This window comes from Nonomuraea sp. ATR24 (genome assembly GCF_041950485.1).
Classification (GTDB): domain Bacteria; phylum Actinomycetota; class Actinomycetes; order Streptosporangiales; family Streptosporangiaceae; genus Nonomuraea; species Nonomuraea ceibae.
In genome coordinates, this window is record NZ_JBGNUU010000010.1 from 77717 (window position 1) to 102928 (window position 25212).

Annotated in this window: 23 protein-coding genes; 15 read left to right on the top strand and 8 right to left on the bottom strand. The window is 72.9% G+C overall.

Features of this window, described 5'->3' with window-relative positions:
* Positions 1 to 22 precede the first annotated feature (22 nt).
* On the top strand, positions 23 to 1219 hold the full coding sequence (locus ACBI99_RS24190; protein ID WP_375073537.1) for an ATP-binding protein: 1197 nt from the start codon (positions 23 to 25) through the stop codon (positions 1217 to 1219).
* A 27-nt stretch (positions 1220 to 1246) separates the two neighbouring features.
* On the opposite strand, the gene ACBI99_RS24195 is transcribed toward ACBI99_RS24190, so the two are convergent.
* Positions 1247 to 2374, bottom strand: coding sequence for an NAD(P)/FAD-dependent oxidoreductase (locus ACBI99_RS24195; RefSeq protein ID WP_375073538.1), 1128 nt, complete (start codon positions 2372 to 2374; stop codon positions 1247 to 1249).
* A gap of 69 nt (positions 2375 to 2443) precedes the next feature.
* On the bottom strand, positions 2444 to 3319 hold the full coding sequence (gene sigJ / locus ACBI99_RS24200) for an RNA polymerase sigma factor SigJ (RefSeq protein ID WP_375073539.1): 876 nt from the start codon (positions 3317 to 3319) through the stop codon (positions 2444 to 2446).
* Positions 3320 to 3367: 48 nt separating this feature from the next.
* On the opposite strand from sigJ, the gene ACBI99_RS24205 reads away from it, so the two are divergent.
* Positions 3368 to 3988: a hypothetical protein gene (locus ACBI99_RS24205; RefSeq protein WP_375073540.1), complete on the top strand. Its 621-nt coding sequence runs from the start codon at positions 3368 to 3370 to the stop codon at positions 3986 to 3988.
* 316 nt (positions 3989 to 4304) lie between these two features.
* On the opposite strand, the gene ACBI99_RS24210 is transcribed toward ACBI99_RS24205, so the two are convergent.
* Positions 4305 to 4649, bottom strand: a complete 345-nt coding sequence (locus tag ACBI99_RS24210; protein ID WP_357583541.1) for a hypothetical protein — start codon at positions 4647 to 4649, stop codon at positions 4305 to 4307.
* Positions 4650 to 5273: 624 nt separating this feature from the next.
* Between ACBI99_RS24210 and ACBI99_RS24215 the strand changes: the two genes are divergently transcribed.
* Together ACBI99_RS24215 and ACBI99_RS24220 are read left to right on the top strand one after the other, a co-directional pair.
* Positions 5274 to 5552 (top strand): hypothetical protein, encoded by a 279-nt coding sequence (locus ACBI99_RS24215; RefSeq protein WP_357583539.1) that lies wholly within the window; start codon positions 5274 to 5276, stop codon positions 5550 to 5552.
* A gap of 451 nt (positions 5553 to 6003) precedes the next feature.
* Positions 6004 to 7560 carry a long-chain fatty acid--CoA ligase gene (locus ACBI99_RS24220; protein ID WP_375073541.1) on the top strand — a complete coding sequence of 519 codons (1557 nt, stop codon included), beginning with the start codon at positions 6004 to 6006 and terminating at the stop codon, positions 7558 to 7560.
* Here the strand turns inward: ACBI99_RS24220 and ACBI99_RS24225 are convergent.
* Positions 7540 to 8355 carry a helix-turn-helix transcriptional regulator gene (locus ACBI99_RS24225; RefSeq protein WP_357583535.1) on the bottom strand — a complete coding sequence of 272 codons (816 nt, stop codon included), beginning with the start codon at positions 8353 to 8355 and terminating at the stop codon, positions 7540 to 7542. The genes ACBI99_RS24220 and ACBI99_RS24225 overlap by 21 nt on opposite strands.
* A gap of 9 nt (positions 8356 to 8364) precedes the next feature.
* Complete coding sequence (locus tag ACBI99_RS24230; RefSeq protein WP_357583533.1) at positions 8365 to 9204, bottom strand: universal stress protein; 840 nt, start codon at positions 9202 to 9204, stop codon at positions 8365 to 8367.
* Positions 9205 to 9416: 212 nt separating this feature from the next.
* On the opposite strand from ACBI99_RS24230, the gene ACBI99_RS24235 reads away from it, so the two are divergent.
* From ACBI99_RS24235 to ACBI99_RS24260, 6 genes are all read left to right on the top strand, one after another.
* Positions 9417 to 11237 carry a glycoside hydrolase family 15 protein gene (locus ACBI99_RS24235; RefSeq protein WP_219515156.1) on the top strand — a complete coding sequence of 607 codons (1821 nt, stop codon included), beginning with the start codon at positions 9417 to 9419 and terminating at the stop codon, positions 11235 to 11237.
* Positions 11237 to 12994: an IlvD/Edd family dehydratase gene (locus ACBI99_RS24240; protein WP_375073542.1), complete on the top strand. Its 1758-nt coding sequence runs from the start codon at positions 11237 to 11239 to the stop codon at positions 12992 to 12994. Before ACBI99_RS24235 ends, ACBI99_RS24240 begins: the two co-directional genes overlap by 1 nt.
* Positions 12981 to 13979: a C-terminal binding protein gene (locus ACBI99_RS24245; RefSeq protein WP_375073543.1), complete on the top strand. Its 999-nt coding sequence runs from the start codon at positions 12981 to 12983 to the stop codon at positions 13977 to 13979. Before ACBI99_RS24240 ends, ACBI99_RS24245 begins: the two co-directional genes overlap by 14 nt.
* Positions 13980 to 14009: 30 nt before the next feature.
* Positions 14010 to 14369, top strand: coding sequence for a metalloregulator ArsR/SmtB family transcription factor (locus ACBI99_RS24250; RefSeq protein ID WP_357583527.1), 360 nt, complete (start codon positions 14010 to 14012; stop codon positions 14367 to 14369).
* The gene (locus ACBI99_RS24255) at positions 14366 to 14983 is read left to right on the top strand and encodes a cation transporter (RefSeq protein WP_375073544.1); all 618 of its coding nucleotides are present in this window, start codon (positions 14366 to 14368) and stop codon (positions 14981 to 14983) included. The genes ACBI99_RS24250 and ACBI99_RS24255 overlap by 4 nt, the downstream gene beginning before the upstream one ends.
* A 92-nt stretch (positions 14984 to 15075) precedes the next feature.
* Positions 15076 to 16518 (top strand): multicopper oxidase family protein, encoded by a 1443-nt coding sequence (locus ACBI99_RS24260; protein WP_375073545.1) that lies wholly within the window; start codon positions 15076 to 15078, stop codon positions 16516 to 16518.
* A gap of 15 nt (positions 16519 to 16533) precedes the next feature.
* Here ACBI99_RS24260 and ACBI99_RS24265 read toward each other — a convergent pair whose 3' ends face one another.
* On the bottom strand, positions 16534 to 17172 hold the full coding sequence (locus ACBI99_RS24265) for a response regulator (protein ID WP_375073546.1): 639 nt from the start codon (positions 17170 to 17172) through the stop codon (positions 16534 to 16536).
* Entirely contained in the window at positions 17169 to 18227 is a 1059-nt protein-coding gene (locus ACBI99_RS24270) for a sensor histidine kinase (RefSeq protein WP_219515174.1), read from the bottom strand. Before ACBI99_RS24270 ends, ACBI99_RS24265 begins: the two co-directional genes overlap by 4 nt.
* A gap of 114 nt (positions 18228 to 18341) precedes the next feature.
* Here ACBI99_RS24270 and ACBI99_RS24275 point away from each other — a divergent pair, with 114 nt between their 5' ends.
* Both ACBI99_RS24275 and ACBI99_RS24280 read left to right on the top strand, forming a co-directional pair.
* Entirely contained in the window at positions 18342 to 19709 is a 1368-nt protein-coding gene (locus tag ACBI99_RS24275; protein WP_375073547.1) for an alpha/beta hydrolase, read from the top strand.
* The gene (locus ACBI99_RS24280) at positions 19706 to 20350 is read left to right on the top strand and encodes a hypothetical protein (RefSeq protein WP_375073548.1); all 645 of its coding nucleotides are present in this window, start codon (positions 19706 to 19708) and stop codon (positions 20348 to 20350) included. Before ACBI99_RS24275 ends, ACBI99_RS24280 begins: the two co-directional genes overlap by 4 nt.
* Here the strand turns inward: ACBI99_RS24280 and ACBI99_RS24285 are convergent, their stop codons facing one another.
* On the bottom strand, positions 20351 to 20932 hold the full coding sequence (locus ACBI99_RS24285; protein WP_364171809.1) for a TetR/AcrR family transcriptional regulator: 582 nt from the start codon (positions 20930 to 20932) through the stop codon (positions 20351 to 20353).
* 80 nt (positions 20933 to 21012) lie between these two features.
* Between ACBI99_RS24285 and ACBI99_RS24290 the strand changes: the two genes are divergently transcribed.
* From ACBI99_RS24290 to rph, 3 genes are all read left to right on the top strand, one after another.
* Positions 21013 to 21978, top strand: coding sequence for an LLM class oxidoreductase (locus ACBI99_RS24290; RefSeq protein ID WP_219515199.1), 966 nt, complete (start codon positions 21013 to 21015; stop codon positions 21976 to 21978).
* On the top strand, positions 21975 to 22463 hold the full coding sequence (locus tag ACBI99_RS24295) for a flavin reductase family protein (protein ID WP_364171805.1): 489 nt from the start codon (positions 21975 to 21977) through the stop codon (positions 22461 to 22463). The genes ACBI99_RS24290 and ACBI99_RS24295 overlap by 4 nt, the downstream gene beginning before the upstream one ends.
* Before the next feature lie 93 nt (positions 22464 to 22556).
* Positions 22557 to 25160 (top strand): rifamycin-inactivating phosphotransferase, encoded by a 2604-nt coding sequence (gene rph / locus ACBI99_RS24300; RefSeq protein WP_375073648.1) that lies wholly within the window; start codon positions 22557 to 22559, stop codon positions 25158 to 25160.
* The last annotated feature ends 52 nt before the right edge of the window (positions 25161 to 25212 follow it).

Below are 25212 nucleotides of genomic sequence, written 5' to 3' on the forward strand. Positions count from 1 at the left end.
GTCGCGGGGCCTCTGAGGGTAGATGGCGGCTGAGGGGGACCCGGTGATGGGAGCGACGGTCGACTACCAGGCGGCATTCGAGGCGCTGCCGTGTCCCTGCATGCTGCTCACCCGCGAGCTGGTCGTGCTCGCCGTGAACGACGCCTGCCTGCGGATGACCGGCCAGGAGCGGGACGAGGTCGTCGGCCGGTCCCTGCCGGTGGCCCCGAGGGGGCTGAGCGCGGCGGGGGCGGCGAAGGTGCGCGCGTCGCTGGAGCGGGTGGCCGGTTCGGGCGTCGGCGAGGTCGTCCCGCTGCTGCGGCATGACTGGGCGCCGCCCGACCCGCGCCACTGGCGGATGACGAGCGCGCCGGTGCTCGATCCGTCGGGCGCCGCCAAGGGGATCATCGTCGTGTTCGGGCAGGCGGAGGTCGCCGGCGCCGCCGAGGAGCCGGACGCCGGGGCCGACGGGCTGCTCCACCAGGCGTACCGGCAGGAGCAGCAGAAGGTGTCGATGCTGCACGAGACGATCGAGCACCAGCAGCGGTTCGTGTTCGACGCCGCGCACGACCTGCGCAACCCGATCACGGGCCTGCTGACCGAGCTGGAGGACGCGCTGTCCGACCCGGGCGCGGACCTGCGCCGGACACTGCGGAGCCTGCACCGCGACGCCGAGCGGCTCAACGAGATCGTCGGCGACCTGCTCGCCCTGGCCCGCCTCTACACGGCCCCGCCGCCCGGCGTCGAGCTCGTCGACCTGGCCCGCCTGGTCGTGGAGGAGCTGGGCGCCCACCCGCCGAGCGCGGCCGTGGTCACCCGGCTGGAGGAGGACGTGGTCGTACGGGCCTCGCGGGTGCGGCTGGCCCGGCTGCTGTCCAACCTGGTGGCCAACGCCGAACGCCACACCACCACCAGGATCGAGTTCGTGGTCGCCGCCACGCCGCCGTACGCCGTCCTGGAGATCATCGACGACGGGCCCGGCATCCCGCCCGAGGACCGGGAGCGCATCTTCCACCGGCTCTACCGGCACGACCAGGCGCGCACGCTCGACACCGGCGGCTCCGGGTTCGGCCTACCGATCGCCCGCGAGATCGCCCACGCGTACGGGGGCGATCTGTTCGTGGCCGATCACCCGGACGGCGCCCGGTTCGTGCTGCGACTGCCGCTGGCGGCGCGGCCGGAGCCCGGCGGTGAGGAGGCTCCGGACCGGCCGTTATCGAGGAGCGGGACGTCCTCCTGACGCGGAAGCTCCCAGCGCGGGAAGCTCCTAGCGGGGGAAGAAGGGCAGGTCCAGGTAGACGTCGTCGGCCGCGGCGAGGATCTTCGCGGCGTCGTCGACGGGCGGGTGGATCGCCTGGTTGATCTGCCGCTTGATCTCCTTGCCGTGGGCGCCCGTGGCCATCACCTTCCGGTCCCAGCCGCGGGTGAAGATCCCCCCGGCGCCGCCCAGGTCGAGGCAGGTGACGTACGGGCCGGGGGTGAAGTCGCGCGGAGGGAGGCCGAGCAGGTCGGCCGCCGCGTTGTACCCGGCGACCTTGCCGAGCGGGACGGCGTGCTGGCAGGACTGCGTGACCGTGTGCCCGGCGTCGTAGGGCGCCGCGGCCGTGTCGCCGGCGGCGAACACCTCGGGCAGGGCGCGCAGGTGCCGGTCCACCGGTATCCGGCCGAGGTGGTCGAGTGAGCCGGTGATGTGCCGGGTGAGCCGGTTCGCCCGCATGCCCACCGACCAGACGACCGCGTCCGCCTCGACCTTGGTGCCGTCGGACAGGGCGGCGTAGCCGTCGCCGACCTCGGTCACGGTGGTGGCGAGGCGGCGTTCGACGCCGAGCTCGTCCAGGGCCGACTCGATCGCCTCGCGCGGCTCCGGGCCGAGCTGTTCGCCGACCACCGCCGCCCGGTCCACCAGCAGCACCCGGCCCCGGGCGGCCAGCTCGGTCGCCGCCTCCAGACCGGTGAACCCGGCGCCGACGACCACCACGGAACAGTCCGCCCGGCCGCGCAGCCGGTCGGCGAGCCGCTGGGCCCCGGCCAGGGTGTCGATGTCGAAGAGCCGTTCGGCGCCGGGCAGGTCCCGTGGCCGGACGAGCTCGCTGCCCGCCGCCAGCACCAGGCGGTCGTACGGGATCTCCTGGCCGTCGGCCACCACCACGCGGCGGGCGGTGTCGATCTCGCTGACCGTGGCGCGCAGGTGCTCGACGCCGATCGGGTCGAGGATCCTGCGCAGCTCCACCGTGGCCAGGCCCGGGTCGGGCTCGTACAGCCTCGGACGCAGGACCATCCGCTCGCCGGGCGCGATGAGCGTGATACGCAGGTCCCGCTCCCCGCGCGCCAGCGCCGCGCCCGCCGCGCTCCACACGCCCGCGAAACCGCCACCGATGATCACAACCTGTGCCACCGTCTCGTCCTCTCTCAGCCTGTCCCCCCACGGACGGGGAGGGATCGGCAGGGAGACAAGACAGCCGGCTCAGATGTGACCGATGCGCGGAAGCTTGTCGGGATTGACCAGCCTCCTGAACTCCGTGATCCGCCCGCCGCTGACCTCCACGGTGTCGAGCCAGACCAGCGCGCCGCCGGAGTAGGTCGCCAGGGCGGGCTCCCCGTTGACCTCGACGACGCGGACGGCGTCCGGACGCCTGAGCTCGACCTGCCTGATCGCCAGCCGGGCGATGATCGCGGCGCCCCGGACCGGCCTGCGCGCCGCCGTCGCCTTGCCGCCGCCGTCGGCGACGTAGACGGCCTCGGGGTCCAGCAGCGCGACGAGCCCGGCCAGGTCACCGGCCTCGGCCGCCGCCCTGAACGCCTCCAGCACCCGCCTGGTCTCGGCCTTGGAGGCCCGGGGCCGTTCCGTGACGGCGGCGACCCGCGTACGGGCCCGCGAGGCGAGCTTGCGGCTGGCGGCGGGCGTGGCGCCCAGCACCTCGGCGATGCGCGCGAACGGGAGGTCGAACACGTCGTGCAGCACCAGCGCCACGCGCTCGGCGGGGGTGAGCGTCCGCATGACCACCAGCATCGCGGTGCTCACCGACTCGTCCACGAGCACCCGGGCGGCGGCGTCGGGCCCGGTCAGCAGCGGTTCGGGCAGCCACGGCCCGACGTACGACTCGCGCCGCACGCGCGCCGACATCAGCACGTTGTAGGCCGTACGGGCGGACACGGTCACCAGCCAGGCACGCACGTCGCGCACCTCGGACAGGTCGGCGGCGGCGGCCCGCAACCACACCTCCTGCGCCACGTCCTCCGCCTCGGCCACGCTGCCGAGAATCCGGTACGCGGCCCCGAACACCGCCGGCCGGTGGGCCGCCCAGTCGGCCTCCGTCAGCGCCGTGCCCGTCGGTTCCACCTCGCACCCCGATCCCCTGCGACCGTTCTCCTCCGATGCCGAGGCTACGTGCGCCTCGACGCCACGACCGCGCGGGGTCCGCCGTATGCCGATGCGCGGACATGGACAGCCGGCTGCTCCACCCCGTGGCTCGGCCCGCCCCGCGACGTGCTCGGCGGTGTCGTCCCGATCGAGCAGGTGCTGTTCCGCAACCAGGAGCTGGTCATCGCCCTCGCCAGCGCCGCCGCCTTCCCGCAGGGCGTGGAGTTACGGCTCCGGTTGGCGGCCCGGCACCCTGAGGGCGGCGACGAGGACGTCTGGTGGGACCGGCGCGAGCTGCTGTTCGGCGGACCGCACCGGCACCGCGTGCGCCCCGGCAAGCCACTGGCGGACGAACTCCTGCGCTTCGGCGTACGGTTTCCGGGCGGCGCCAAGGCGACCACCGTCGACCGGCACCCGGGCGAGAATCCGCACGGTCCCGTTCTGCGTGACTCCGGCGAGGGCGGCGGAGGCGGCGGCGACCGCTTCGTCGCCAGCCGTCGCAACCTGTGGCTCTGGCCGCTGCCACCGCCCGAGCCGTTCGAGTTCGTGATCGAATGGCCCGCGTTCGACGTGCCGCTGACCTTCGTCACCGTGGACGGGGAGCCGATCGCCATGGCGGCCCGGCGGGCCCAGCCGTACTGGCCGTAGCCGCCCCGCTGTCGCACCGGCTCGACGAGCACGGCCGAGCGCGACATCGGCCGGTTCGCGAAACCCGCACGGCACGCTCCTTGACCGGACGCGGCCATACGTGAGCCGCCCAGTGATCACCTCCATCCGTCGCCGGCACATGCTGTCGCAGTGTTCGAGGCGGGCACCTGCCCGCCTCGAGATCATCAGCCCTTCGCTGCTGGCCGGAGGTGGGGCCCTTCGTCTCCGGCCATGGCTAAACCCCGTCCTGGCCAGCCGCGCCCGAGGGACCGGCTGGTCAGGACGAGCCTCACCCCGCCCGGAGGTCTTCGCGGCCTCACGACTTGCGCGACCTCTCCTGGCGCCTGTCGGCGAACTTGCTGATGACCCATGCTCCGCCGCCGGCGATCACACAGAAGGCGATGAGGGCGGCGGCCACCGTGATCCACCCCGGTGCCGCCACGGCCATCGCCAGTCCCGCGAAGGCACCGGGGACCATGACGCCGACCAGGGCGATCATGACGACGGCAGGGGCGATTCCGCTCGGCGACCAAGCCGGGGCGGTGGCGTTGATCCGCTTACCGCCCGAGAGGGTGACCTCGAAGGAGACGCTCTCCCGGGCTTCCAGCAAGTCGGCGCGGGGGGTGGGGTCGCCTTCGGTTTTGGTGAGGTCGGTGACCACTGGCTTCTTCACGTGGCTGAACACTTTCTCGCTCGGCCTTGATGTAGGAAACCCGCCAGGCGAGACCCGGCGGGGGGTTGTGCGAGCCCCAGCGCGATGCGGGGGGTAGTCCAGTGGCCCCGGACGAGCCGGGGGTCGTGCGTTTGCGGTGCTACGCGTAAAAGTATCACTCGATATGGCTCACAGCCACGTAACGTATGGTCTGCACGCGTACGATACGCGTACACTAGCTGATGGATACTCAGCGAAGAACTTGACTCTAGACAGCTCACTGTCGTACCGTCGGGCCTGCAGAAACAAATATTCGCAGGTCACAAGCAGTGGAGAGGGTGAAAGATGGAGAGGCACCGGCTGCCGACCACACCTTCCCCCTCTGCCGGGCCAGCGCCGATCGTGCCGGATTTTCGCAAGCCCTGGCAGATGGCGAGGAGGCGGTTACCACGGCCTCCCCCACCAGGGCACGCATCGCCGTCACCGGACATTGCACGGCTGACGGTAGCCGTTACCCCTGACAGTGCCTCGCGTCGCCTTGCGAGGATAGGAAAGACATCGACGAGCACGGGCCGGGATGGCACTCCCAGGCCCGTTTTAGCCATGTCTCGCGCGGGAGGATCCCGAGAGAATATGTCCCCGAAAGTGCGTGAAACTGAAGCCGCCGGCCCTACGAAGAGCCCGCCCACCGGTCGGGGTCACGGACCACTGGAGCGGGTCACCGTCAATCTGACCGAACGTTCTTCTCGTGCGCTTGAAGAGGTCGTAGGGCTTCGTGGCGAAACGAAGACCGACGCCATCAACCGGGCCCTGCAGATGTACAGCCTCATTGAACGCATTCTCCAGAGCGGGGGGAAGGTGTACGTGCAAGAGGCCGACCAGTCCGAGCTGGAACGCGTGAGGTTTTTCTGAAGGACTTTTACATCTTTCAGCAGAACCTCCGCGATAACGTTCCGCACTCCCCGGTCCAGGCGCCAGGTGCCTGATCAGAGGGATCGCGGGATCGTCTTGAACACCAGGCCGAACCTGGCGGCCAGTTCAAGATCTCTCCCCGGCTCCACGACCGGAGCCGCGAGCATGACCTCGCTCCCGACCGCACTGACGTCATGTCCTGCGGTGACGGTTGAGCTGAAGAGAGCCTGGCGTCGCTCAAGCCGCCAACTGTGCTTTCCCGATCGTTCCGTCCGCGAGTCCCCCTGTGCGCGCAGTGCCGCGCCCTGTCACGGGGAGCGATCGCCACGGCGGTGCCAGGTGTACATGGACGTAGCCCGGTTGGGTGGAGTCGGCACGTTCGTACAAGTGTTGGGGGTGGGGGGCGGAGCATTCTGGGGGCGGACGAGGCGTTCCGACGAGAGGGGCCCCGATGCTCAACCTGTCGATCATTCTGGAAGACAGTGCCCGCGCGGTCCCGGACCGCACCGCCCTGGTCTACGGGGATCTGCGGCTGCCGTACGCCATGGTGGACTCCGTCGCGAACCAGGTGGCCAATCTGCTGGTGGAGCGCGGGATCGGCAGGGGCGACAAGGTGGCGCTGCTCTGCCCGAACGTGCCGTACTTCCCCTTCGTGTACTTCGGCATCCTGAAGGCCGGGGCGACCGTGGTGCCGCTCAACGTGCTGTTGCAGCCGAGGGAGATCGCGTACCACCTGGACGACAGCGGCGCGAAGGCGCTGTTCTGCTTCGAGGGGACGCCCGAGCTGCCGACGGGGGCGCGCGGGCGGGAGGCGGCGGACGCGACAGAGGAGTGTGAGCACTTCTTCGTCCTGCCCGCGACGCCGCTGGCGACCGAGTCGGAGTACGGGGAGTCGTTCTGGGCTGCGTTGGACGGCAAGTCCGGGGAGTTCGAGACGGTGGGCACCGGGGCGGAGGACGTCGCGGCCATCCTCTACACGTCGGGCACCACGGGGCGGCCCAAGGGCGCGGAGCTCACGCACGCGAATCTGCTGCTCAACACGATGGTCAGCGACGAGATGTTCCCCCGCGACCCCGAGGGTGACGTGTCGCTGGCGGTGCTGCCGCTGTTCCACTCCTTCGGCCAGACCTCGGTGATGAACGTGAGCCTGCGCCGCCGCGCCACGCTGGTGCTCGTGCCGCGGTTCGAGCCCGGTCAGGCGCTGGAGCTGATGCGCGGGGAGCGGGTGACGATGTTCGCCGGGGTGCCGACCATGTACTGGGCGATGCTGGCGAAGATCCACGCGGGTGAGGCCGAGGTGCCGGCGTCGCTGCAAGTGGCGGTGTCGGGGGCGGCCGCCTGCCCGGTGGAGGTGCTCAAGGACTTCGAGGCCACGTTCGGCATCCCGATCCTGGAGGGGTACGGGCTGTCGGAGACGTCCCCGGCGGCCTGCTTCAACCAGCTCAGCCGCCCGACCAGGCCGGGCACGATCGGCTTCCCGGTGTGGGGGGTGGAGATGCGGCTGGTGGACGACGACTGGAACACGGTGGAGGGCGAGGGGCCCGGCGAGATCGCCGTGCGCGGGCACAACATCATGAAGGGCTATCACGGCAGGCCGGAGGAGACGGCGGAGGTGCTGCGGGACGGCTGGTTCCGCACCGGGGACATCGCCACCCGCGACGAGGAAGGCTACTACTCCATCGTCGACCGCACCAAGGACATGATCATCCGGGGCGGGTTCAACATCTACCCGCGCGAGCTGGAGGAGGTGCTGATGACGCATCCGGCGGTCTCGCTGGTGGCGGTGGTCGGCGTGCCGCACGGCTCGCACGGCGAGGAGGTCAAGGCGTACGTGATCCCGTCGCCCGGGTCGGCGGTGACCGAGGCGGAGCTCGTGGACTGGTGCAGGGAGAACATGGCGGCCTACAAGTATCCGCGGATCGTCGAGTTCTGCGAGAGCCTGCCGATGACCGCGACCGGCAAGATCCTCAAGCGGGAGCTGCGCCGGTCACGGGCCGACGTCGGGTAACCAGTCGATCGCGGCGGCGAGCTCGGAGGGCGTGTTGCCGAAGGTGCGCCGGAAGGCGCGGGTGAAGTGCGGGCCGTCGGTGAACCCGGCGCTGTGCGCGGCAGCCGTCAGCGTCTCCCCGGCGGCCACCCGGTCGATGGCCTGCCGCAGCCGCAGCCACCGCACGTACGGCCGCAGCGGGATGCCGACGTGCGCGCCGAACAGGTGCGCGAGCCGGCTCGGCGACAGGTGGACGGCGTCGGCCACCGCTCGCAGCCGTACCGGTCCTGCCGGCAGGAGCGCGGGGATGACGGTGATCGCCGCCTCGACGGCCGGGTGGAGGGCGGCGTCGGCGGCGCCGCTGTGGCCGCTGCACGCCTCGACCGTGCGCAGCGCGCCCGCCGCCTCGGCCGAGCGCGGGTGCCCGGCCGGCGGCTCGGCGAACATGAGCGGCCTGGCTCCCCCGCGCCCGTCCTGAGCGCCGGAACCGGCGAGGGCGGCGGGCGGCGACCAGGTCGAGGCCCGCGGCCCCGCGCCGGAGCGGGCGAGCAGGGCGCGGCCGGGCGTGCTGCGCGGGTCCAGGTGGGCGAGCAGCGCGTCATGGGCTCCGCTGATCAGCGTGTGGCCGGTGTCGGGCGGGACGACGGCGATCCGCGTGGTCAGCCGCTCCCCGTGGGCGTCGGCCAGCGTGAAGGGCTCGGCGGCGACGATGAGCTGCACCGCGTGGTGCGCGTGCGGCTCGTTGGTGCCGACCGTGCCGCCGTACAGCAGGAGGCCGGGCCGCAGGAGGCACCAGCCGCGCCAGGGGTGCGACATCACCGCACTTTATGCCTGTTTCGCCCCTGGGCGGACTATCGCCACCGGACAGGTCGCCTGTTGCAGCACCGTCCGGCTCACGGACCCGAGCACGGCGGAGGCGAAACCGCCCAGGCCGCGCGTGCCCACGACCACCAGATCGGCCGTCTCCCCGGCCTTGATCAGCGCCTCCGCCGGATGCCCGGCGATCTGCTCGCCGACGATCTCGATGTCCCGGTGCTTCTCGCGCCACACCCTCAGCCGTTCGGCCGCCGTACGGAGCTCCGCCTCGCAGGAGCGCTCCAGCAGCGCGCTGTAGCCCACCGCGAGCGACGGCGTGACAGGCACCTGCCAGGCGTACGTGACCAGCAGCGGCACGTCCCTGGCCCGGGCCTGCTCGGCGGCGTAGGCCAGGGCGGTCTCGGCGCACCGGGAGCCGTCGTCGCCGACGACGACGCGGCCGTGCGTGGGCTCGGCGGAGCCGCGTACGATCACCACCGGGCAGGCGGCGTGACCGGCGACGCCCACGCTCACCGAGCCGATCAGGAGCCCCTTGAACCCGCCGAGCCCCCGGCTGCCGAGCACCACGCTGTCGGCGGCGGCCGACTCGCCGACCATCGCGTCCACGACGTGCCCGGCCAGCAGTTCGGTGGTCACCTCGACGCCGCCGGCCGCCCGGCCCACCCGGTCGCGGGCGGCCTCCAGGGTCCCGGCGCAGTAGTCCGTCGCCTCCCGGCCGAACCGGGAGTGCTCGCACACGTGGACGAGCCGCAGGCCCAGCCCCCGCCGCCGCGCGTCGGCGGCCGCCCATTCCAGCGCCGTGTCCGACGGCGCGGAGCCGTCCACGCCGACCACCACAGATTTGACCATCACGCACCTTCCCCCCGGATTCTTCCCTCCCATACCCGGGTGACCGTGGCCGTCATCACGCCCGCCGGCCCGATCGGAGTAACGCGGAATCCGTTACGCATTCGCCAAAGGATTTATTAATTCCCGGCCGCTGACCTGCGGAGAAGCGGCGTTATCCGCTCCTCGCCGGGGGTACTCGGTGATGCAGTCCATTCCGACGAAAGAGTTCGGCGATGCTCGACACCGACCCGCCCTTCCGCCCGGTCCGCCGCGCGGACGGCTATCCGCCGCTGGAGGACCTGGGCCTGATCGGCGACGGCGACACGGCGGCGCTGGTCGGCCTGGACGGTTCGATCCCGTGGCTGTGCCTTCCCCGCTTCGACAGCGAACCGCTGGTGTGCGGGCTGCTGGACCAGGCCCGTGGCGGGCATTTCACGCTCACCGCGGACGGCCTGCTGGAGGCGCGCCAGTTCTACGAGCCCGACACCGCCGTGCTGGTGACCGAGCTGCGCGCGCCGTCCGGGCTGGTACGGATCACGGACGCGCTGGCCCTGCGCGCCGGGGCCGATCTCAGCGACGACGCGGGGGCGGGCCGGGCCGAGCTGGTCCGTTCGGCCGTGGTCGTGAGCGGGACCGTGCGCCTGCGGGCGGAGCTGGAGCCGCGCGGCGGCGGGCAGGCCCGGGCGCTCGGCAGCGGCCTGGAGGTGCGGGCGCTGCGGCGGCCCGATCTGCGCCTGCACCTGCGGTCCAACCGGCCGCTGACCGGGCTGCGCACCGAGCACGACCTGGAGCAGGGCGACCGGCTCGACCTGGTGCTGTCGTGGGGGCGCATCCACCGGCACCACCGGTTCGCCCCCGAGACGATGCTGCGCGACACCGCCGGAGCGTGGCGCCGCTGGATGGCCAAGTGCGGCTACGACGGCCCGCAGGCGGCGCTGGTCCGGCGCGCGGTGATCACGCTGAAGCTGTGCGACGACTGGGTGAACGGGTCGCTGGTCGCGGCCCCGACCTCGTCGCTGCCCGCCCCGATCGGCGGGGTGCGCAACTGGGACTACCGCTACACCTGGATCCGGGACGCCGCCTATGCCGTGTTCGCGCTGCGCCGGGTGGGCTTCGGCGAGGAGGCCGACGCCTTTCTCGGCTGGGTGCTGGACGCCTTCGAGCAGAGCCGCAGCCCGCGGATCATGTACACGCTGCTCGGCGCCGCCGTGCCCGAGGAGGTGCAGGACGCCGAGCTCGAAGGCTACCGGCGCTCGGCCCCGGTGCGCTGGGGCAACGGCGCGGCCGACCAGCGCCAGCACGACGTGTACGGCGAGGTGCTGGACTGCGCCGACCAGTGGCTGCGCCCCGGCCGCGAGCTCCAGCCCGCGCTCTGGTCCGGCCTGGCGGAGCTGGCCGAGGCCGCCGCGAGCACGTGGCGGCAGCCGGACCAGGGCATCTGGGAGGTGCGCAGCGAAGGCCGGGTGTTCACGTACTCGGCCGGGATGTGCCAGGTCGCCCTCGACCGGGCTGCGGCGATCGGCGAGCGCCTCGGCATGCCCGGCCAGATCGCGTCCTGGCGCCGGGAGGCCGAGACGCTGCGCCGGGTCATCCTCGAGGAGTCCTGGGACGAGAGGGCCCAGTGCCTGAGCGAGCATCTCGACGGCGGCGGCAGCCTCGACGCCAGCCTGCTCGCGCTCCCGCTGCGCAAGGTCGTCCCGGCGGCCCACCCGCGCATGGCGGCCACGACGGCGGCGATCGCGGCACGCCTGTCGGCCGGTGACGGCCTGCTCTACCGCTACCTGCACGAGAGCTCCCCCGACGGCCTGCCCGGCGACGAGGGCGCGTTCCTGCTGTGCAGCTTCTGGCTGGTCGACAACCTGATCCTGCTGGGCGAGCGGGACCGGGCCGGGGAGCTCTACGCGTCGCTGTGCGCCCGGGCCAGCCCGCTGGGGCTGCTGCCGGAGCAGATCGACCCGTCGACGGGCGCGTTCATGGGCAACTTCCCCCAGGCGTTCAGCCATATCGGCGTCATCGCCAGCGGCGTCAACCTCGCCCGATCGGAGGGATCCTGATGGCGGCCACAGGCGGCCTGCGCAGCCAGGCATGGTGGGACAACGCGGGCAATCCGGAGATGACCGCTCTCTACCTCGAACGCTTCCTCAACTTCGGGCTGACCCCGGGCGAGCTCCAGTCCGGCCGGCCCATCATCGGCATCGCCCAGACGGGCAGCGACCTCGTCCCCTGCAACCGCCACCACCTGGCCCTGGCCGACCGGGTCAGGGACGGCATCCGCGACGGCGGCGGCATACCGCTGGAGTTCCCGGTCCATCCCCTCCAGGAGACCGGCAAGCGCCCGACCGCCGCGCTGGACCGCAACCTCGCCTACCTGGGGCTGGTCGAGGTGCTGTACGGGTATCCGCTCGACGGGGTCGTGCTGACGACGGGCTGCGACAAGACCACGCCCGCCTGCCTGGCCGCGGCGGCGACCGTGAACATCCCGGCGATCGTCCTGTCCGGCGGGCCGATGCTCAACGGCTATCACCAGGGTCAGCGGGTGGCCGCGTCGGGCTCGGGGCTGGTGATCTGGCAGTCGAAGCGGCTGCTGGCCACCGGGGAGATCGACTACGCCGAGTTCTCGGCGCGCGTGGCGGCCTCCGCGCCCAGCATCGGGCACTGCAACACGATGGGCACCGCGCTGTCGATGAACTGCCTGGCCGAGGCCCTGGGCATGTCGCTGCCGTGCTGCGCGGCGATCCCGGCCCCGTACCGGCGGCGGGCGCAGATGGCGTACGACACGGGCCGCCGGGCGGTGGATCTCGTCCGCGAGGACCTGACGCCGCGCAAGATCATGACCATGCCGGCCTTCGAGAACGCGATCGTGGTCGCCTCGGCCATCGCCGCCTCCACCAACGTGCCCATCCACGTCAACGCCATCGCCCGGCACGTCGGGGTGCCGCTGACCATCCAGGACTGGCAGCGCATCGGCGGTGACGTCCCGGTGCTGGCGAACGTCGCCCCCGCCGGGGAGTTCCTCGGCGAGGACTTCTACCGCGCCGGCGGCCTGCCCGCCCTCATGCGGTCGCTGCTGGCGGCCGGGCGCCTGCACGGCGACGCCGTGACCGTCACCGGCCGGACCGTGGCCGAGAACCTGGCCGACGCCCCGCCCGCCGACCCGGAGGTCATCCGCCCCTACGACCAGCCGCTCGCCCCGCGCGGCGGGCTGCTCATCATGACGGGCAACCTGTTCGGCTCCGCGGTCATGAAGACCTCCGTCCTGGCCGGCGACCTCCGCCCGGTGGCGGACTACCGCGCCGTCGTCTTCGACGGGCCGGAGGACTACCACGCCCGCATCGACGACCCCGCCCTGGAGCTGGACGAGAACTGCATCCTCGTCATCCGCTACACCGGCCCGATCGGCTATCCGGGCTCGGCCGAGGTGGTGAACATGGAGGTCCCGGCCACGCTGATCCGGCGGGGGATCACGACGCTGCCGACGCTGGGCGACGGCCGCCAGAGCGGCACCTCCGACGCGCCGTCCATCCTCAACGCCAGCCCCGAGGCCGCGGCGGGCGGCAACCTCGCCATCCTGCGCACCGGCGACCGCATCCGCGTCGACCTGGACAACGCCCGCGTCGACGTCCTGCTGACCGACGAGGAGATCGCCGAGCGGTGGGCCGATCACACGCCGCCGCCGCTCGACAACCAGACGCCGTGGCAGGAGATCTACCGCGCCACGGTCGGGCAGCTCGACGGCGGCGGCTGCCTGGAGCTCGCCCTGGACTACCAGGACCTCGTCCACACCAAGGGGATTCCCCGTGACTCGCACTGACGCCAGAGGCACCATCATGATCGCCGACTCCGACTTCGGCGACGTGGACATCGAGCGCGCGATCGTGGAGGGCGCCGGGTTCGAGCTGCTCGCCGCCCAGTGCAAGAGCGAGGAGGAGGTGATCGAGAAGGGCCGGGACGCCGACGGCGTGCTGACCCAGTACGCCCGGATCGGGGCCCGCGCGATCGAGGCGTTCACCCGCTGCCGGGTGATCGCCCGCTACGGCACGGGTGTGGACATCGTCGACGTCGACGCCGCGACCCGGCGCGGCATCCAGGTCACGAACGCGCCGAACGACTGGTGCGCCGAGGAGGTCGCCGACCACGCCGTCGCGCTCTGGCTCGCCGCCGCCCGCAAGATCTGCGCGTACGACCGGGCGACCCGGGAGGGCGTGTGGCGCTGGCAGAGCGGGGAGCCGGTCTGGCGGCTGCGGGGACGGGTGTTCGGGCTGCTGTCCTTCGGCTTCATCGCCCAGCTCATCGCCGAACGCGCCAAGGCGTTCGGCGTCGAGGTGTGGGCGCACGACCCGTTCGTCGACGAGGCCGAGATCCAGTCCCGCGGCGTGCGGCCGGTGTCGTTCGACGAGCTCGTGGAAGGCGCCGACTACCTGGTGATCCAGGCGCCGCTCACGCCAGGCACCCACCACGCCTTCGACCGTACGACGCTCCGCAGGATGAAGCCGACGGCCCTGCTCGTCAACACCGCCCGCGGCCCGATCGTCGAGGACGCGGCGCTCCACCAGGCGCTCACCGAAGGCTGGATCGCCGGCGCGGCCCTGGACGACCTGGAGGAGGAGCCCGCGAAGCAGCGCGGCTGGAAGCCCCGCAACCCCCTGTTCGCGCTGCCCGGCGTGATCGTCACGCCGCACGCCGCCTACTACTCCGAGCAGGCCGTCGCCACCGTGCGGCGCTTCGCCGCTGAGGAGGCCGTACGGGTCCTGACCGGGCAGGGCGCCCGCAGCCCGGTCAACGACCTGACGACTTGAGGCATCGCGCCATTGGGATATCATCGCCGTATGGCGATTGATAGTGAGGCCGGGCGCTGCGTGAGCGCGGACATCGCCGCGGGCGTCTCCCCGGCGGCGGCACTGTTCCACTCCCTGTCCGACGAGAACCGGCTGCGCATCGTGGCCCGCCTCGCGCGCGGCGAGGCGCGGGTGGTCGACCTGGTGGGTGAGCTGGGCCTGGCCCAGTCCACGGTCTCCAAGCACCTGGCCTGCCTGCGCGACTGCGACCTGGTGGACTACCGGGCCGAAGGACGCCAGTCCTTCTACTCCCTCACCCGGCCCGAGCTGATGGACCTGCTCGCCTCGGCCGAGCACCTGCTGGCCGCCACCGGCCACGCCGTGGCCCTGCGCCCCGCCCAGGCGTCATGACCACGCTGAACCCGCCCGCCCCGGACCGGCGGGCGGTCCTGCGGCGCCGCGTCCGGCTCCTGGTGGCGGCCACCATCGCGTACAACGTCGTCGAGGCGGCGGTGGCCATCACCGCCGGCGCCGCCGCCTCCTCCGCCGCCCTGATCGGCTTCGGCCTGGACTCGGTCGTGGAGGTCGCCTCGGCCGCCGCCGTGGCCTGGCAGTTCACCGCCGCCGACCACGAGAAGCGGGAGCGGACGGCGCTGCGGGTCATCGCGGTCTCGTTCTTCGCGCTGGCCGCCTACGTCGGCTTCGACGCCGTACGCGCCCTGCTGGGCGCCGGTGAGGCCGAGCACTCCACCCCCGGCCTGATCATCGCCGCGCTGTCGCTGGTCGTCATGCCGTTCCTGTCGTACGCGCAGCGGCGCGCCGGCCGCGAGCTCGGCTCCGCCTCCGCGGTGGCCGACTCGAAGCAGACCCTGCTGTGCACCTATCTGTCCGGCGTGCTGCTGGCCGGGCTGGCGCTCAACAGCCTGTTCGGCTGGTCCTGGGCGGACCCGGTCGCCGCCCTGGTCATCGCCGCCGTCGCGGTCAAGGAGGGCCGCGAGGCGTGGCGCGGCGACGCCTGCTGCTGACACGCGGGCGATCACGCCGAACCGGGCGCGTCGCGCCGTGCCCTGTAGGTGACTCTCCGTTACCTTGCGTGGGGTGAAGGAGAGGAACCGCAGTGAATGATTCGCGTGGGGCCGTGTCCCGCAGGCTGTTCGTCAGCGGCGTGTTCGCCGCCCTGGGCGCCGCCCCCGTGGCCGGCCCGATGGACGGCCCCGCGGTGGCCGCCGCGGCTCCCCGGGGCAGCGTGCTGCGGGCCCGGCCCGGCACCGTCGTCCTCGACGGGCGCACCCTGCCCACCTGGATGTACGACGACCGGCTGCCCGGCCCGCTGATCCGGGCCACCGCCGGCCGGACCGTACGGGTCAGGCTCGTCAACGAGCTGCCCGCGCCGACCACCGTGCACTGGCACGGCATCCGCATCACCCCGAAGATGGACGGCGCCCCCGGCCTCTCGCAGCGACCGACCCCGCCCGGCGGCACGTTCGACTACGTGTTCACCGTCCCGGACCCCGGCACGTACTTCTACCACTCGCACGTCGGCATGCAGAGCGACCGCGGCCTGTACGGCGCGCTCGTCGTGGCCGACCCGCGCGAGCCGCTCGGCTACGACCAGGAGTTCACGGTCGTGCTCGACGACTGGCAGGACGGCGTCAGGGGCACCCCCGAGGACGCCGAGCGGCGGATGAGCGCCACCTCGCACGACAAGGGCCTCAGCAGCCCTCTCCTCGGCGGCGTCGCGGGGCACATGCGTTACCCGTACTACCTGGTCAACGGGCACACCGCGAACGAGCCCAGGACGTTCCACAGCCGTCCCGGGGCCCGGGTCAGGTTCCGGGTGATCAACGCGGCGGCCGACACCGCCTTCCGGGTCGCGCTCGGCGGGCACCGCATGACCGTCACCCATACCGACGGGTTCCCGTGCAAGCACGTGACCGTGGACGCGTTCGTGCTGGGCATGGGCGAGCGCTACGACTTCGTCACGACGCTGGGCGAGGGGGCGTTCCCGCTGATGGCGATGGCGGAGGGCAAGAGCGGGCGGGCGTTCGCGGTGGTGCGGACCTCGCGGGGGGCCCGCAGGCCGTCGCCGGACGGCACGGTGCCGGAGCTCAACCGCCAGATGCTGAAATATCAGGACCTGGAGGCTCGGCGGGCCGACCAGCTCCCCCAGCCCTCCCGGACCGTCACGGTCACGTTCGGCCTGCGTAAACGCCCCGGCGGCGACGAGTGGACCCTCAACGGCCACGGCGCCGACGACCCGCTGCGCCTGCGCGTCGAGCGCGGCGAGACGATCAGGATCGTCATGCACAACGACACCCACATGTGGCACCCCATGCACCTGCACGGCCACACCTTCCAGGTCCGGACCACCGACCGGGGCGGTCCGAGGAAGGACACCGTCAACATCAAGCCGCGCGAACGCATGAAGATCGACGTGCATGCCGACAACCCCGGCGAGTGGATGTTCCACTGCCACAACCTCTTCCACCAGGAGCAGGGCATGATGGGCACGCTCGGCTACGGCAGGCCCCCGCGCCGCAAGCACAACATGGGGCACTGACGCTCACCGCCGGAGTCAGGCGGGGAACGGCGCGTCGCGGAGGAGCAGGGCAGCCTGCACGCGGTTGGCGCAGTTGAGCTTGGCGAGGATGCGGCTGACGTAGGTCTTGACGCTGGCCTCGGTCATGTGGGCGCGCCGGGCCACCTGGGCGTTGGACAGGCCCTGCGCCACCAGGGCGAGGATGTCGGCCTCGCGCGCGGTGAGCGTGGCCAGCCTGCGGGCGGCGTCGCGTCCGCGCTCGTCGTCGCCGGGCGCGGCCATGTCGAGCACCTGGCGGGCCACGGCCGGCGACAGGTACGCGTGCCCGGCGTGCGCGGCGCGGACCGCGCGGATGAGCTCGTCCGGGGTGCACGTCTTCAGCACGAACCCGGACACGCCCTGCCGTACCGCTCGCCGTACGTTGTCGTGGTCGCCGAAGGCGGTGAGGAGCACCACCCGCGTGCCGGTCAGCTCGGCGGCGGCGGCCAGGCCGTCCATGACGGGCATCGCGAGGTCGAGGAGCGCGACGTCGACGCTGTGGCTTCGGGCGGCCCGCACGGCTTCGCGGCCGTCGCGGGCGGTGGCCACCACCTCGATGTCGCCCGCCGACTCCAGGACGGTGCGGATGCCGGTGGTGATGAGGGGTTCGTCGTCGGCCACCAGGGTCCTGATCATGAGGCTGCCTCCGCGAGGACCGGCACCAGGGGGAGCATCGCGACGAGCCGGAACTCGCGCGTCCCGGGGTGGACGCGCAGCAGGCCGCCGGCCGAGGCGACGCGCTCGGTGAGCCCGCGCAGGCCGCTGCCGCCGCCGGTGGAGGCCGCGGGAGCGCGGGGCGCCGGGTTGGCCACCGAGATCAGCAGGGCGTCGGGCTGCCAGTCGAGCGACACGGTGATCGGCGTGCCGGGCGCGTGCTTGACCGCGTTGGTCAGCCCTTCCTGGACGACCCGGTAGGCGGCGTGGGAGGCCCTCGGGTCGGCGAGCGGGACGGCCTCGCCGGACGTGTCGACCGTCACCGTGGCCCCGGCGGCGCGGGAGCGGGCGACGAGGTCGCCGACATCGTCCAGGCCGGGCACGTCGTGCTCGCGCAGCGCGTTGACCACCTCGTGCAGCTCTGCGGCGGCGGCTCGGGCGGTGTCGGCCAGGCCGCCCACGGCCTGCCGCTGGTCCGGCGGCAGCGGGCCGACCTGGAGCGCGGCGGCCTGCACGGAGACCAGGCTGAGCAGGTGGCCGAGCGAGTCGTGCATGTCCTGGGCGATGCGCAGCCGCTCGCGCAGGCGTTCCTGCTCGGCGATCAGGGCCCGCTCGCGGCGCATGTGCTCGCGCTGCTGGGCCACGTACCGGCCGGCGAGCAGCGGCAGCGCGGTCAGGATGACGACGCGGGCCAAGCTGATCCACGGCTCGTCGGAGCCCGGGGACCGCCGCACGGCCAGCAGCAGGACGCACACGTACGCGCTGAGGGCGCAGGCCGTCACCACCACGTCCCGGCGCGCGGAGATGCGGTGCCCGGCCTGGAAGCCGGTGCAGGCCAGCAGCGCCAGGGAAGCGCCGGTGAGCACGGCCAGCGCCAGCGCCGCGAAGAAGGCGGCGAACGGCAGCCGGTTCGCCGCCGCCACGGTGAGCGCCACGGCCACCGCGTAGGCGGCGAGCATCCAGCCCTGGGTCCCGTCCAGCCACAACAGCGCCGTGTCCGCGACCACGACGGCGGCGACGACCGCATACCTGGACATGGAATTCACCCTACTCAGGGCGTATCGGGGTGCTCATAGTCCACTTTGGTGAACAGTGTCCGCTGACCTTCGAGGGCAGACCCGGGTCGGGGGTGACTTCTAGCGTTCCGTCGCATGTTCAAGACACTTCTCGGGGTGGCCATCCTCACCGCCCCGGTCAGCGCTCCGGCGCCGCAGCCGGGGCTGTCGTGGAGCGCCTGCCCCGTCGCGGACGCGCCCGAGCTCCAGTGCGCGGACCTGCCCGTCGCCCTGTCCCCCGGCAGCGGCCGTAAGCTCGTCCTGAAGGTCGCCCGGCTGCCCGCCACCGGCGCCAGGGAGGGGTCCGTGCTGGTCAACTTCGGCGGCCCGCAGGGTTTCCAGATCGCCTCGCTCGGCTCGCGTACCCGCATCTTCGACAAGATCCGGCGGTCGATGGACGTGGTGACGTGGGACCCGCGCGGCTATCCCGGGCTCAGCGGCGCGGTGCTGAAGTGCGACTGGGGGTTCGTGCGCACCCCGGCGTTCCCCGCCGACCAGGCCGGCTTCGACCGGGTGGCCGCGGCCAACAGGAGCCGGGGCGAGGCGTGCCGTGACACCGATCCCGAGCTCTTCGACCACATGTCGGCCGCCGACGACGCCCGCGACGCCGACGCCGTCCGCCGGGCGCTCGGCGACGACAGGATGAACTTCCTGGGGCTCTCCTACGGCGGGACGATCGCCCAGTCCTACGCCCGCCTGTTCCCCGACCGCGTGCGCACGCTGTACGTCGACGGCACCCGCAACCACAGCGTCCGCGACTGGCAGCGCGAGCTCGACGCCGAGGCCCGTGAGACCGAGCGGTTCCTGGACCGCTTCTTCGCCTGGGCCCCCGCCGGGACGGAGAAGCGCTGGCGGGCCCTGACCGCGAAGGCCGACCGGGAGCCGATCCCCGCCCCTCGGGTCGACGCCCGCTACGACGGCACGCAGCTCCGGGCGCTGGCGTTCCTCAAGCTCCGGCCCGGCCCGGCGAGCTGGGGCGACGTCGTGGCGGCGATCACGGCCGCCGAGAAGGGCGACGCGTCGGGCTTCGCGCTGTCTCCCCGTCAGCCCTACCCCGGCGCCCCCGGCGGCGGCTACAAGGAGTGCCTGGACCTGCCCCGCCCGGCGGACCAGCGCGACCTCGCGCGGACGACCAGGCGGCTGCGCGCCCTCGCCCCCAGCGCCGGCGCCTCCTTCGCCCTCGCCTGGCACCTGCCGCTCACCTGCGCCGGCTGGCCGGCCCCGGTGACGAACCCGCCCGCCCCGATGCCCCGCACGCTGCCGCCCATGCTGGGCGCGGGCACCTGGCAGGACTACGAATCCACCCGCCGGGTCGTCAGCCGGATCCCCGGCAGCCGCACGATCAGGCACGACGGCCCCGGCCACAACCTGTTCGGCGCGATGGCGAACCCGTGCGTCGTCGAGCACGTCAGCAGGTACGTCACCGAGCGCCGGCTGCCGCCCCGGGGCGCCACGTGTCCGTGACCAGGAGGCTCCGGATCGCGGGCGGCGTCATCGCGCTCCTGCTGGCCGCCGCCGTGGCGGTGACGGCGATCGCCTTCCCGTCCGTCGCGGCCACCACGTGCCCCGGCTGCTACGGCCTGGAGCGCCTGCAGCCCGGCGTGTACGCCGAGCCCGGCCTGCCGCCGGACCGGCGCAGGCACGTGGCCGAGGTCGTCGCACAGGCCGACCAGCGGGTACGCGACTTCTTCGGCGGCCGGGAGAGCGCCCCGGACATCCTCGTGTGCCTGTCCGACGACTGCTACCGCAGGATCGGCGGCGGTCGCGAGCGCGGCATCGCCGTGCTCAACCGGTCGGTGATGCTGTCGCCGCGCGGCGTCGACCCGGTGATCGCCTCGCACGAGCTGGCCCACGTGGAGCTGCACGCCCGGCTCGGCGGGCAGGAGGTGCCGCAGTGGTTCGACGAGGGGCTGGCGGTCCTGGTAAGCGGCGACCCTCGTTATCTCGCGCCGGCCGGTGACCGCTGCCTGGCCGAGCCCCGCGCGTCCCTGCCGGTCACTTTGGACGAGTGGCTGCGTGCGGCCTCGAAGGACTCCCGCGTGTACGCCGAGGCCGCCTGTCAGGTCAGCCGGTCCGGCCGGGACAACTGGCCCGGCCTGCGCTGATCAGGCCGGGTTCACCGCCAGGCGGACGAGCTGTGACAGGTGGGTGGCGGCGCGGCGCAGCGGCAGGTCGTCCTGGCGGACGCGGCTGAGCAGCTCGGCGCCCTCCAGCGTGCTGATGACGGTGCTGGCCAGCTCGTCGGCCGTGTCGGCGGGGACGCCCGCCTTCTGGATCGCGGTGCTGACGAGCCGCTGCCAGTGCGCGAGGGCTTCGTCGGCCGCCTGCTGGATGCCGGGCACGCGGCCCACGGTCTCCAGCGCCGTGACGGCGACCGGGCAGCCGTCGACCCAGGCGGAGGTCTTCAGCGCGGACACCATCAGCCGGGCGCAGGCGGCGACGCCCTCGGCCGGGTCGGGGCTGGAGGCCAGGCCCTCGCGGAGCAGGTCGGCGTACTCGGCGGCGCCGTGGCGCACGGCCTCGACCGCGAGCTCCTGCTTGCCGCCGGGGAAGAAGTGGTACACGGAGCTGACCGAGGCGCCGGCGGCCAGGGCGATGGGCTTGACGGAGGCGCCCTCGTAGCCCTGCCGCTGCAGCAGCTCGGCGGCGGCCCGTACGATCCGGGCGCGCGTGTCCTGGGAGTCCATGACTTCAGCCTACCTGGTTGGAACGTTCGATCCAGTCAGGCTATGCTCTGGATCGAACGTTCCAACCAGAAGGGGTTGTCATGAGTGACCGCACAGGCCACGTCGGGTTCGACCGCATGTTCGCCAACGGCAGGCTGACGGTCGGGCTGTTCCTGCCGCTGTGGCCCTACACCGGCGACATGGCGGCGCTGCGCGGGCAGAGCGCGCTCGTCCAGGAGGCCGAGCGGGCCGGGTTCGCCGCCGCGTGGGTCAGGGACATCCCGCTGGCGGACGCGAGCTTCGGCGACGTCGGCCAGGTGTACGACCCCTGGTCGGCGCTGACCTGGCTGGCCGCGCACACCTCGACGATCACACTGGCCTCCGGCAGCGTGATCTTCAGCCTGCGCCACCCCATCGACCTGGCCAAGCAGGCGGCCTCGATCGACCACCTCTCCGGCGGCCGGCTGGTGCTCGGCATCGCCTCCGGTGACCGGCCCAGCGAGTTCCCCGCCTACGGCGTCGACTTCGAGAGCCGGGGCCGGCGCTTCCGGGAGGCGGTGCACGCCTTCCGCGACCTCCTGAAGCCCTCCGCCTCCGGCGTCGACCTGCTGCCCAAGCCGGTGCACGGGCACATCCCGCTGCTGGTCACGGGCTCCTCCCAGCAGGCCCCCGACTGGATCGCCGAGCACGCCGACGGCTGGCTCGTCTACCCCGGCTCCACCACGACCGCCGAGGGCCCGATCGCGCTGGGCAAGAAGGCGGCGACCTGGCGCGGCCGGATCCCCGGGGCCGCGTTCAAGCCCGTGGCCACCAACGAGTGGATCGACCTGATGGAGGACCCGCTGCACCCGCCCACCCCGCTGCGCGGCGGCTTCGTCCTGCGCACCGGGACCCAGGGCCTGCTGGAGCTGCTCGGCCGCTGGCAGGACGTCGGCATCAACCACTGCGCGCTCGGCGTCCAGCACGGCAGCCGGCCCGCCGGCGAGGTCCTCGCCCAGCTCGGCGAGGAGGTGGTGCCCCACTTCCCGGCGCTGGAGACCGCCGCGCCCCGGGCCTCCGCGTGGTGACCGAGCCGATGCGGGCCGTCATGCGGCAGTGGCCCACCGGGGTCGCCGTCGTCACCACGCGATCCGCCACCGGGCCGCACGGCGTCACGATCAACAGCCTGCTGTCCGTGTCGCTGGAGCCGCCGACGATCCTGGTGTCGCTGAGCCGCAGCAGCCGTACGCACGGCCTCATCATGAGCAACCGGAGCTTCACCGCGAACCTGCTCGCCACCGGGCAGAGCGCGCTCGCCGCCCACTTCGCCGGGGAGCGCCCGGTCGGCGAGAGCGAGTTCGCGGACGTGGACTGGTCGCCGTCCCCCTGCTCGGGCAACGCGATCCTGCCGGGCGCGCTGGCCGCGATGGACTGCGCGATCACGACGACCGTGCCGGCCGGTGACCACACGCTGTTTCTGGGAAGGGTGGAGGCGGTCCATCAGCTCGGCGCCGAGGAGCCTCTGGTCTACGCGAGACGGGCCTACCACCGGCTCGCCACTTTCAGGTTATAGCAGATCGGCGTCCCTCATGAGGCGCCGGAAAGTGCTCCATACTGCCCGTTGCGAACCGGCCCGACGAACGACGGAGCGACGGAATTGCGTTACGTGATCGGCTTCCAGCACATCGACTCGACGAAGATCGCGACAGTGGGCGGCAAGGGGGCGCACCTGGGCGAGCTCTCGCGCGTCGAGGGCGTCCGCGTGCCGGACGGGTTCTGCGTCACGACGGACGCCTTCAGGCAGGCGGTGGCGCCGTCGATCGACGCGCTGCTCGACCGGCTGTCGCGGGTGGAACCGGACGACCACGAAGCTATCCGCACGCTGAGCGCCGAGATCCGCGGCGTCGTGGAGGGCGTCGAGCCGCCCGGCGAGCTGGTCGCGGCGGTCGGCGAGCAGCTCGCCCGGCTCGGCGAGCAGGACGCCTACGCGGTGCGGTCCAGCGCGACGGCCGAGGACCTGCCGACCGCGTCCTTCGCCGGCCAGCAGGACTCCTACCTGAACGTCGTGGGCCGGGCGGAGGTCCTCCGGCACATCCGCAGGTGCTGGGCGTCGCTGTTCACCGAGCGGGCGGTGACCTACCGGTGCCGCAACGGGTTCGACCACCGGCAGGTGCGGATGGCGGTGGTGGTGCAGCGGATGGTGTTCCCGGAGGCGTCCGGGATGCTGTTCACCGCCGACCCGGTGACCTCGAACCGGAAGGTCGCCACCGTGGAGGCCGGGTGGGGGCTCGGCGAGGCGCTCGTGGCCGGGCTGGTCTCCGGTGACGTCTACACGGTGCGCGACGACCGGGTGGTCTCCGCGACGGTCGCCGACAAGTCCATGTACGTGCTCGCCACGCCGGGAGGCGGCACGCGGGACGCGCCCGTGGAGCGGGAGCTGCGCTCGCGCCCGGCGCTGACGGACGCGCAGGTCGTGCGCCTGGTGCGGCTGGGCCGGCGCGTCGAGGCGCACTTCGGCCGGCCGCAGGACATCGAGTGGTGCCTGGCCGGCGACGACTTCCACATCGTGCAGAGCCGGCCGATCACCACCCTGTTCCCCGTCCCGGTCACCGGCGACGAGGAGAACCACGTCTACGTCTCCGTCGGCCACCAGCAGATGATGACCGACGCGATGAAGCCGCTGGGCCTGTCCCTGTGGCAGCTGACGACCCCGCGGCCCATGCAGGAGGCGGCCGGGCGGCTGTTCGTCGACGTGGGCCCGCTGCTGGCGACGCCCACGGGCCGCGCGGGCCTCCTGGGCACCCTCGGCAAGTCCGATCCGCTCATGCTCGACGCGCTGAAGACCGTCCTCGACCGCGGCGACTTCATCGACCCGCTGCCCGACGGCGACCTGGAGTCCCTGCCGGCCGCGCTCAGGCCGCCCGGCGACACCCCGCCGATCGAGACCGACCCGGCCGTCGTCACCGAGATGATCCGGCTCAACGAGGAGTCGGTCGCCGAGCTGCGGCGCGGCATCGAGGGGCTGTCCGGGAGGGAGCTGCTCGACTTCGTCACGGCCGACCTCGCGGAGCTGAAGCGCCTGCTGTTCGAGCCGCGCGGCTACGAGGTGATCATGGCCGGGATGGACGCCTCCTACTGGCTCAACGAGCACCTGGAGGAGTGGCTGGGCGAGAAGAACGCGGCCGACACGCTCACCCAGTCGGTGCCCCACAACGTCACGGCGGAGATGGGGCTGGCGCTCCTCGACGTCGCCGACGTCGTCAGGCCGCACCCGGAGGTCGTGGCGTTCCTCCAGCGGGTCGCGGACGAGGGCCGGGAGGGCGACGGCTTCCTGGACGAGCTGGCCGCGCTGCCCGGCGGGCGGGAGGCGCGTGACGCCCTCCTGGGCTTCCTCGGCACGTACGGCATGCGCTGCGCTGGCGAGATCGACGTCACCAGGACCCGCTGGAGCGAGCAGCCCGCCATGCTCCTGCCCGCCCTGCTCGGCAACGTCAGGAACTTCGCGCCCGGCGCCGGGAAGCGGCACTTCGAGCAGGGCCTCCAGGAGGCGCGGCGCAAGGAGCGGGAGGTGCTGACGCGGCTGCGCGCCCTGCCGGGCGGGGAGGAGAAGGCCGAGGAGACCAAGCGGATGATCGACCGGGTCCGCACCTTCGCCGGCTACCGCGAATACCCCAAGTACGGCATGATCAGCCGCTACTTCGTCTACAAGCAGGCGCTGCTGCGGGAGGCCGACCGGCTGGTCAGGGCGGGCACGCTGGGCGCGCGGGACGACGTCTTCTTCCTCCGGTTCGAGGAGCTGCGGGAGGTCGTGCGCACCGGCGAGGCGGACGCCGGGCTGATCCGCGACAGGCGGGAGGCGTTCCGCACGTACGAGACGCTGACGCCGCCCCGGGTGCTCACCTCCGACGGCGAGGCGCTCAACGGCCGGTACCGGCGCGCGGACGCCCCGCCCGGCGCGCTGCCCGGCCTCGCGGTCTCGGCCGGGACCGTGGAGGGCCGGGCCCGGGTCGTCACCGACATGGCGCGGGCCGACCTCGAAGCGGGCGACATCCTGGTCACCGCCTACACCGACCCGAGCTGGACCCCGCTGTTCGTCACCGTGGCGGGGCTGGTGACGGAGGTGGGCGGCATCATGACGCACGGCGCGGTGATCGCCCGCGAGTACGGGCTGCCGGCCGTCGTGGGCGTGGAGCGGGCCACCCGGCTGATCCGCGACGGGCAGCGCATCCGCGTCAACGGCACCGACGGGCACGTGGAGATCCTCACCTGACGCGGGCGGCGGTGATGCCTCCAGCCTGGCGGGAGAGGGGCGCGGGCTGGAG